The following is an 8,235-nucleotide window of genomic DNA, read 5'->3' as shown; positions in this document are numbered from 1 at the left end:
GCTGGCGGCCTTCGGCAAGCTCAGGGTGCGCTTAGAGCGCAGCATCACGACCCATGTGGCGCTTTTGTCCCTGGCCTGTTCCATCATCTGCCTGCGGACTCTGCGCAGGTTGTGTTAGCCGCTCTTAGTGTCGTTGACGATACATGATCAGATCATTGTTCGATAATCGATACATGAACCCTCCCACATCTTTGGCCGCACTGGGTGCCGCGCTGCGCCAGGCTCGCAGCGAACGTGGCCTAACCCAGGCAGCCCTGGCCGAGCGGGCCAGTGTTCCCCGGCTCAAGGTGATTCAGGTGGAAGCCGGCGACGGGCGTGTGGCGAGTCGCTATTTCGCGCAAGTGGCGGCGGCCCTGGGCCAGCGGTTGTGCCTGCAGCCGGCACGGCGGCCGACGCTGGAAGAACTGCAGCGCGAAGCGGCCGAATCAGCCGAAGGGGCGGGGGCGCCGTGAACGCGCTCGCCGTCACCACGCCGACCGGCCCGGCGGGCACGCTCGCCCGTGAAGCGGGTCTGTACCAGTTCACCTGTGCCGCCGAGGCCGATGCCCGCAGCGCCATTTCGCTGACGATGCCGGTGCGGCGACTGGCCTACGCAGGGGCGTCGCTGCCACCGATCTTCCAGATGAACCAGCCGGAAGGCTTCCTGCGCGAGCGGCTGCGCCACCTGCTGGCGAAGTCCACGGTGGATGACCCGGCGCTGACGATGGCCCTGCTGCCGGGAGATGCGGCGATTGGCCGGGTATTCCTGTCGCGGGAAGGGCGTCCCCCGGCCACCACGACCGCCGAGGCTGGCGAGTCGCTTCAGCACATCCTGCGCTACCAGGGCGCCGAAGGGCTGTTCGACACGCTGCTGGAGCGGTACCTGCTGCGCTCGGGTGTCAGTGGCGTTCAGCCCAAGGTGCTGGTGCCCGAGCGGGTCGAGCCGAGGGCGGACGGCCTGGACATGGGCATGGCCCCGCCTGCTCGGGCCACGGCGGTCACGCACGACCTGATCGTCAAGTCCGGTCTGGACGAGTTTCCGGGACTGGCGATCAACGAGTTTGTCTGCATGACGGCGGTGGCACGGGCGGGCGTGCCGTGTCCGCCGTTCTATCTTTCAGACAACACGCGGCTGTTCGTGATGCGCCGCTTCGACCGCACGCCGGAGGGCGGGTCGCTCGGATTCGAGGACATGGCCGTGTTGTGCGGACTGGACGCCGAGCGCAAGTACAGCGGCGCCTACGAGCGCGTGGCGCGGGTGATCGAGGACAACTGCGCACCCGATCGGGTCGGACCCAGCCTGCACCAGCTCTTCGACATGGTCGCCCTCTCGTGCATCCTGGGCAATGGCGATGCACATCTGAAAAACTTCGGCTTGCTCTACACCGACCCGCAGACCGATGACGCCACGCTCGCCCCCGCTTTCGACATCGTCAACACCACCTGCTACCTGCCCGGCGATGCGCTCGCGCTGAGTCTGGACGGGAACCGGTCGCTGTTCGCGGCGCGGCTGGGGCTGCTGGCGTTCGGGCAGACCTGCCGCCTGACGCCAAGGCAGGTTCGGCAGCGGGTGGGGGAACTGGTGGGCGCAGTGCAGGACACGCTGGTGGCGTTTCGGGGGTTGGCCGAGGGCGTACCGGGGCTGGTGGAGCGGCTGTCGGCGGGGGTGGAGGCGTTTGGGGCTGTGTTTTCTGTGGCGGTGCGGTGACTTCGGACAGGCTCCACTCCACAATTCAATCCAGCTTGTCGTCCCGGTGTCCTCCGCCGAGGTCAGCCTGACCCGTCACGTCATCCCGCAGTGCCCCCCGCATCAACCCCCGCACCGCCTCCAGCCCCGGCACCGGCTCCCGCCCCGCCAGCGTCACCAGCCCGAACCGCGCCGCCACCTCCAGCGCCGGCCGCATCGGCAGCTCCACCAGCCCCGGCCCCGCCGCCCGGATGGCGATCAGCACCGCGTCGCTGCCAGCGGCCACCGCGACCAGGCTCGGGATCTCCTCGCAGCGCAGCGTCACGCACCGCCCCGGATGCGCCTCGGGACCATAGCGCTGCATCAGTATCCGTGCCACTTCGTCACTGAGCGGCGTCGAGGCGATCGGGAAACCACGCACGGCCTCGAACGTCACCCCGCCATCCCGCTTGCCCTGCGCCAGCAGCGGATGCCCCGGTCGCACGAGGAACGCCCCGCGCATCTCGCACAGCGTGTCCACGCACAGTTCGGCTGACGGCGCCAGCGACCGCACATCCACCACCAGGGCATCGAGCGCCCGGGCATGCAACGCCTGCACCAGCCGCGCCGTCGTCGCCCGCGACACCTCGATGCGCCAGCCCGGATGCCGCTGCGCCGCCTGTCCAAGCAGCGGTGTCATCAGCATCGCGCCCGGACCCGATCCCAGCCCGATCCGCAGCTCCGCTGCCTCGCCGCCCGCCAGCCGACGCCCGTGGTCGCGCAGCGCGTCGGCATCGGCCAGCACTTGCCGTGCCCGCACCACCATGGCCCGCCCGAACGGCGTCAGCTCGCTGTGCCGCCCGATGCGGTCGAACAGCGGCTGGCCGAGTTCGTCCTCCAGCGCCCGGATGCTGCGACTCAGCGCCGGCTGGGTCAGGAACAGGGTCTCGGCGGAGCGGCTGAAGGAGCCGTTTTCTGCCAGTGCGATCAGGTGCTTGAGCTGGACCAGTGTCATGACTTCAACTCATCGTTATCTGAAAAACAATGCATTGGACGTGCGGTGATGTCCATCCTAGGATAGATCCGACACGATCCGCACGCCCAAGCATGTCCAGGCATGCTCTCTTCTACCGGAGATCACCCCATGAACCGCAAGACCTTCCACCGCCACACCCTGGCCCTGTTTGCCGGCCTGTGCCTGACCGGCGCGTCCGCCCTGGCGCAGACCTTCCCGAGCAAGCAGGTCAACCTGATGGTGCCGTACCCGGCAGGTGGGCTGTCGGACGCGATCGCGCGTGTTGTCGAGCGGCCATTGACGAAGGCGTTCGGGCAGCAGGTCATCGTGGAAAACCTCGGCGGCGTCAGCGGTGCGCTGGGTGCGCAGAAGGTGCTGGCCTCGCCTGCTGACGGCCACATGATCTACCAGGGCTCGCCCAACGAGCTGATCCTGGCGCCGATGGCCCTGCAGGCGGTGAAGTACAAGTCCGAGGACTTCCGCATGGTGCAGATCATCGGCGCGTTCCCGATGGCGGTGCTGGCGCGCAAGGAGCTGGGCGCGAACAACATCGACGAGCTGGCGGCGCTGGCGAAGAAGTCTGCGGCGGCGGGCAAGCCGCTGACGTACGGGAGCGTCGGGGTCGGGTCGTTCTATCACATCCTGGGCGAGCATTTTGCGCACCAGGTGGACGCCGCGATGACGCATGTGCCGTACAAGGGCGCCGCGCCGCTGTTCCAGGACCTGGCGGGCGGTCAGGTGGACGTGTCCTTCATCGTCATCGGCGCCCAGCAGATGGGCCTCATCGACCAGGGCCGCATGAAGGTGCTCGGCACGCTGGCCCCGGCAGGCAAGGTCGAGGCGCCGTTCCTGAAGGCATTCCCGAGCATCAACGACAGCAAGGTGGTCAAGGACTTCGCCTACAACGCCTGGACCGGCTACTTTGTCCGCAAGGACACGCCGGAGCCTGTGGTGCAGGCGCTGAACAAGGCGCTGGCCACCGCGATGGGTGATCCGGAAGTGCGCAAGCAGCTCGAACAGATCGGCGGGATGCTGCCGGCCATGATGACCCCGGCCGAAGCAACGAAGGAGTACGAAGCGCAGACGGCCCGTTTCCGCGCCATCGCCAAGTCGATCAAGCTCGAAGCGCAGTGACCTTGCAGTGAGCACCACGCCATGACCTACCTGCTCGACGCGCTGAACGCCCGGATCGGTGAATTCGTCCACCTGCGCCGCGACATCCACCAGCACCCCGAACTCGCCTTCGAGGAACACCGCACCGCCGCACTGGTCGCCGACAAGCTCGAAGGCTGGGGCTACGCGGTCGAGCGGGGCATCGGTGGCACGGGCGTGGTCGGGCGGCTGGTGCGTGGCACGGGGGCGCGGCGGCTCGGGTTGCGGGCCGACATGGACGCGCTGCCGATCGACGAAGCCTCGGGCACGGAATGGGCCAGTGTTCATCCGGGCTTGATGCACGCCTGCGGCCACGACGGCCACACGGCGATGCTGCTGGCGGCGGCGCGGCACCTGGCGGAGCACGGCGACTTCGACGGCACGCTGCACCTGGTGTTCCAGCCGGCCGAAGAAGGTGGCGGCGGGGCGCTGCGCATGATGGACGACGGGTTGTTCGAGCGGTATCCGTGCGATGCCATCTTCGCGATGCACAACATGCCGGGCGTCGCGCAAGGCCACCTCGTCTTCCGTGACGGCGCGTCGATGGCCTCGTCCGACTACGCGACGATCACGATCGAGGGCATCGGCGGCCATGGCGCGATGCCGCATCGCACGGCCGACCCGGTGGTCGCGGCGGCCAGCCTCGTGATGGCGCTGCAGACGCTGGTTTCGCGCAACGTCGATCCGCTGCACGCGGCGGTGGTGACGGTGGGCGCGCTGCACGCGGGCCAAGCCAACAACGTGATCCCGGCGAGTGCGCGGCTGGAACTGAGCCTGCGGGCACTGGACCGGGACGTGCGGGCGTTGCTGGAGCGGCGGCTGCGGGCATTGGTGGCAGCGCAGGCCGAGAGCTTCGGCTGCACGGCGCGCATCGACTGGCGGCCCGGCTACGCGGTGCTGGTCAACACGCCGACTGAGACCGCATTCGCCCGCGAGGTGGCGCTGGACCTGCTCGGCGCGGACAAGGTGACGCTGAATGGCCCGCCGCTGACCGGCAGCGAGGACTTCGCGTTCATGCTGGAGCGCGTGCCGGGCAGTTACCTGCTGATCGGCAACGGGCAGGGCGGTGACGACAGCCCGGCGCAATCGGCCTGCATGGTCCACAACCCCGGCTACGATTTCAACGACGCGAACCTGCCGGTCGGCGCCGCCTACTGGGTGCGGCTGGCCGAGCGGTTTCTGGTGAAGGGCTGATTTCGGCTGATACCCGGCTCAGACCCGCTACACTCGATTTTCTGCAGGAGAGCACCGGCCCCGAGCCGGTCACCGAAGGCGCAAACTCCCATGAACGCTCAGGTCCACGTACTGCAACCACACACGCCGTCTGGAGAGACTCCACGCCCGCACCGTTGACACGGTGTGCAGCGTGAAGCGCCGAAGGAGCAAGGCACCGGGACCGACCCGGCGCTGAATCTCTCAGGTACCAAGGACAGGGGGAGCGGCATGAAGCACGCGCAAGCGCACACCTCATGCAAGTCATCGTCCTCGGTGCCGGCCTGCTCGGCACCACGTCCGCCCACTTCCTGCGCCAGCTCGGCCACGACGTGACCGTCATCGACCGGCAGGCCACCCCCGCCGCCGAAACCAGCTTCGCCAATGGCGGGCAGGTCTCCGTCAGCCACGCCGAGCCGTGGGCCAACCCGTCGGCGCCGCTCAAGGTGCTGCAGTGGCTCGGCCGGGAGGATGCGCCGCTGCTGTTCCGGCTGCGCGCCGATCCGCAGCAGTGGCGCTGGGGGCTGCAGTTCCTGCGCGAATGCACGCCGGCCCGCACGCGCCACAACATCGAGCAGATCGTGCGCCTGGGCACCTACAGCCGCGACACCTTGCAGCAACTGCGGCGCGACCTCGGCCTGCAATACGACCAGCGCACGCAAGGCATCCTGCACTTCTACACCAGCCAGAAGGAGTTCGACGCCGCGGAGGAACCCGCCCGGCAGATGCGCGAACTCGGCTGCGACCGGCGCGTGATCTCGGCGGACGAGGCGGTGCGGCTGGAGCCGGCGCTGCGCCACATCCGCCCGACGCTGGCCGGGGCGACCTACACCTCGGAGGACGAATCGGGCGATGCGCGGCAGTTCACGCTCGCGCTGGCCGAGCGTTGCCGGCAGGACGGCGTGCGTTTCCTGATGGGCCACACCGTCACCGCGCTGCACGAGGTGGGCGGCCGGATCGAGCACGTCGAGGTGACGGACGCCGATGGGGCGTTCCAGCGGCTGCGCGCCGATGCCTTCGTCGTGGCGATGGGCAGCCTGAGTCCGCTGCTGGTCCGGCCGCTGGGCATCCACCTGCCGATCTACCCGGCCAAGGGCTACTCGGTGACGATGCCGGTGAAGGATGCGTCGATGGCGCACGAGGTCTCGCTGACCGATGACGAATACAAGCTCGTCTTCTCGCGCCTGGGCGACCGGCTGCGCATCGCCGGGACGGCGGAGCTGAACGGCTACAGCCGCGACCTGAACGCCGTGCGCTGCGAGGCCATCGTGCGGCGGACGGAACAGCTTTTCCCCGGTGCGGGCGACACGACGCAGGCGCAGTTCTGGACCGGCCTGCGCCCCGCGACGCCGAGCAACGTGCCGATCATCGGCAAGTCGCGCCTGCCGAACCTGTTCCTCAACACCGGCCACGGCACGCTGGGCTGGACACATGCCTGCGGGTCGGGCAAGAGCGTGGCGCGCATCGTCAGCGGGCTGGCACCGGAGCTGGATTTCGCCTTTGCTCGTGGCTGAAGGGTCACCTCGCCGTTCAGAAACCGGAACCGGGTTGCGTCAGGAACTCGGCTTCCTCGGCGGTATTCGGACGGCCCAGCGCGGCGTTGCGGTGCGGGAAACGGCCGAAGCGCGCCACGATCACGCGGTGCCGCTCGGCCCAGTCCAGCAGCCCTGACAGGGCCGGCTCGTCCTGGCCAAGTTGCGCGAACAGGCGGATAGATTCATCTTGGTCGGCGAGCGACTCCGAATGCTCGAAGGGCAGGTAGACGAATTGGCGCTGCACGCCTGTCAACGTCCGGTCTGCGCCTGATGCGACCAGCGATTTCGCCAGCGACAACGCCCGCGGATCGCCCGCGAAGGCGCGTGGCGTGTCGCGGCCCGTGTTGCGGGTGAACTGGTCGAGGACGAGGATCAGCGCCAGCGTGCTCTCAGGCGTGGTGGTCCAGTTCTGCAGCTCGTTGGCCAAGGCCGCGTCGATCAACGGGCCGAAGCGGCGGATGATCTCGGCGTCGAAAGCGGCGTCCTTGCGGAACCACTGGGGGCGGGTCTGGGCGTGGGCGGGATCGGTGGGAGGGCCGAACCAGAAATCGAGGATGAGGGCAGGGTGCATGGTGGAGTCCGTGCGCCGGGCATCGCGGTATGCGATCCTGCGGCTGGCGTTTTCGCCAAGTTCATGCCAAGTTTGCGCCGATTCATCCCACCACGTTCCCTGCGAGGAGGCGTTCAACTTCTACCGTTCGGTGTTCGGCGGCGAGTTCCTCGGCCCGATCCACCGCTTTGGTGGCGCCACGACGGGCGGGCCGCCGCTGTCGGAAGAAGATGCGCAGCTGGTCATGCACATCGAGCTGGCCATCACCGGTGGCCATGTCCTGATGGGTTCCGACATGCCGCCGAGCATGGGGTTTCAGGGCACGACCGGCAACCAGGTCCACCTCAACCTGTAACCCGACAGCCGCGCCGAGGCTGCGCGGCTGTTCCATGGTCTGGCGGAAGGCGGCACGGTGTCGATGCCGCTGCAGGACATGTTCTGGGGGGCGTACTTCGGCAGCGTGACGGATCGGTTCGGGATCTGCTGGATGGTCCACTGCGTGGAGCCGCCGCCGGCAGCGTGAGTCGGAGGTGGTCCTGCGTGGCCTCTAACCCCGCATCCCGGCCGGTCGCCGAAACGGACCAGTTCGACCTCGCCGGGGCACGTCCAGTCGCGGTGGACCAAGGCATTGAGCAGCGCCTCCCGCAGGGCTTCGGGCGGGTAGTGCCAGTGGCGTTCCCGGCGCAGGTTTTCAGCGAGTTCGGCCGACTCTGTTGACAGGAACGGCCCGGTGCGCTCCAGCAGTTGCTCGACCAGACCGGGTTGGGCGCGGAACACCTGCCCCTGTGCCGAGCGGGACCACAGCCCGACCAGCGGGGCATCCAGCACGGTGTCATCGAGCGCCTGATAGTCGAGGTCGTTCCCCGCGAACGCCATCCACCGCACCCCCGCCTGACGCAGCAGCCGGCGCGGTCGGTGTGCGAACAGCACCGTGCCGGCGATGGTGCAGACCGGCGGGCCGTCCGCCCGTTCCGTCATGAACCCCAGACCGCAGAGCCGGCTGTGCCAGTCGGCATCCGTTGCGGGCACTTCGTCACTGAGCACGCGGCCGAGGTAATCCGTCAGCCGCGCCTGGTCCAGATCGGCCAGTCCCGAACCGGACACGGGCAACACCTCGGCATGCAGC

At 68.5% G+C, this 8,235-nt stretch carries 8 protein-coding genes, 1 pseudogene and 2 riboswitches; of the genes and pseudogenes, 6 read left to right on the top strand and 3 right to left on the bottom strand.

Annotation, left to right across the window (positions count from 1 at the left end):
* The first annotated feature begins 173 nt into the window (after positions 1-173).
* Complete coding sequence (locus QZW52_RS17525) at positions 174-452, top strand: helix-turn-helix domain-containing protein (RefSeq protein WP_294001047.1); 279 nt, start codon at positions 174-176, stop codon at positions 450-452.
* Complete coding sequence (locus QZW52_RS17520; RefSeq protein ID WP_294001046.1) at positions 449-1,687, top strand: type II toxin-antitoxin system HipA family toxin; 1,239 nt, start codon at positions 449-451, stop codon at positions 1,685-1,687. Before QZW52_RS17525 ends, QZW52_RS17520 begins: the two co-directional genes overlap by 4 nt.
* 25 nt (positions 1,688-1,712) lie before the next feature.
* Here the strand turns inward: QZW52_RS17520 and QZW52_RS17515 are convergent, their stop codons facing one another.
* On the bottom strand, positions 1,713-2,660 hold the full coding sequence (locus QZW52_RS17515) for a LysR family transcriptional regulator (RefSeq protein ID WP_294001044.1): 948 nt from the start codon (positions 2,658-2,660) through the stop codon (positions 1,713-1,715).
* Positions 2,661-2,789: 129 nt separating this feature from the next.
* Here QZW52_RS17515 and QZW52_RS17510 point away from each other — a divergent pair, with 129 nt between their 5' ends.
* From QZW52_RS17510 to QZW52_RS17500, 3 genes are all read left to right on the top strand, one after another.
* On the top strand, positions 2,790-3,794 hold the full coding sequence (locus QZW52_RS17510) for a Bug family tripartite tricarboxylate transporter substrate binding protein (RefSeq protein ID WP_294001043.1): 1,005 nt from the start codon (positions 2,790-2,792) through the stop codon (positions 3,792-3,794).
* A gap of 21 nt (positions 3,795-3,815) precedes the next feature.
* The gene (locus QZW52_RS17505) at positions 3,816-5,006 is read left to right on the top strand and encodes a M20 aminoacylase family protein (protein ID WP_294001042.1); all 1,191 of its coding nucleotides are present in this window, start codon (positions 3,816-3,818) and stop codon (positions 5,004-5,006) included.
* Between the two features lie 34 nt (positions 5,007-5,040).
* A riboswitch (glycine riboswitch) is annotated at positions 5,041-5,130 on the top strand.
* Positions 5,131-5,136: 6 nt separating this feature from the next.
* A riboswitch (glycine riboswitch) is annotated at positions 5,137-5,245 on the top strand.
* 36 nt (positions 5,246-5,281) lie between these two features.
* Positions 5,282-6,538: a D-amino acid dehydrogenase gene (locus tag QZW52_RS17500; protein ID WP_294001041.1), complete on the top strand. Its 1,257-nt coding sequence runs from the start codon at positions 5,282-5,284 to the stop codon at positions 6,536-6,538.
* 16 nt (positions 6,539-6,554) lie between these two features.
* On the opposite strand, the gene QZW52_RS17495 is transcribed toward QZW52_RS17500, so the two are convergent.
* Positions 6,555-7,130, bottom strand: coding sequence for a DUF924 family protein (locus QZW52_RS17495; RefSeq protein WP_294001040.1), 576 nt, complete (start codon positions 7,128-7,130; stop codon positions 6,555-6,557).
* Between QZW52_RS17495 and QZW52_RS17490 the strand changes: the two genes are divergently transcribed.
* Positions 7,129-7,464 carry a VOC family protein gene (locus QZW52_RS17490; protein ID WP_294001038.1) on the top strand — a complete coding sequence of 112 codons (336 nt, stop codon included), beginning with the start codon at positions 7,129-7,131 and terminating at the stop codon, positions 7,462-7,464. The two genes, QZW52_RS17495 and QZW52_RS17490, sit on opposite strands and share 2 nt — an antisense overlap.
* Here the strand turns inward: QZW52_RS17490 and QZW52_RS17485 are convergent.
* Positions 7,425-8,235, bottom strand: a pseudogene (locus tag QZW52_RS17485) (hypothetical protein); the annotation flags it as partial. The gene QZW52_RS17490 and the pseudogene QZW52_RS17485 overlap by 40 nt on opposite strands.

Source organism: Sphaerotilus sp. (genome assembly GCF_013299175.1).
Lineage (GTDB): Bacteria > Pseudomonadota > Gammaproteobacteria > Burkholderiales > Burkholderiaceae_C > Sphaerotilus.
Note: the sequence above shows the minus strand (reverse complement) of the source record. Positions and strands in the feature narration are given on the sequence as shown.

Bases quoted from the DNA above. Each gene is read 5' to 3' on its own strand.
- QZW52_RS17490 (WP_294001038.1), top strand. From the start codon at position 7,129: ATGGTGGAGTCCGTGCGCCGGGCATCGCGGTATGCGATCCTGCGGCTG.
- QZW52_RS17515 (WP_294001044.1), bottom strand. From the start codon at position 2,660: ATGACACTGGTCCAGCTCAAGCACCTGATCGCACTGGCAGAAAACGGC.
- QZW52_RS17500 (WP_294001041.1), top strand. From the start codon at position 5,282: ATGCAAGTCATCGTCCTCGGTGCCGGCCTGCTCGGCACCACGTCCGCC.
- QZW52_RS17505 (WP_294001042.1), top strand. From the start codon at position 3,816: ATGACCTACCTGCTCGACGCGCTGAACGCCCGGATCGGTGAATTCGTC.
- QZW52_RS17525 (WP_294001047.1), top strand. From the start codon at position 174: ATGAACCCTCCCACATCTTTGGCCGCACTGGGTGCCGCGCTGCGCCAG.
- QZW52_RS17510 (WP_294001043.1), top strand. From the start codon at position 2,790: ATGAACCGCAAGACCTTCCACCGCCACACCCTGGCCCTGTTTGCCGGC.
- QZW52_RS17495 (WP_294001040.1), bottom strand. From the start codon at position 7,130: ATGCACCCTGCCCTCATCCTCGATTTCTGGTTCGGCCCTCCCACCGAT.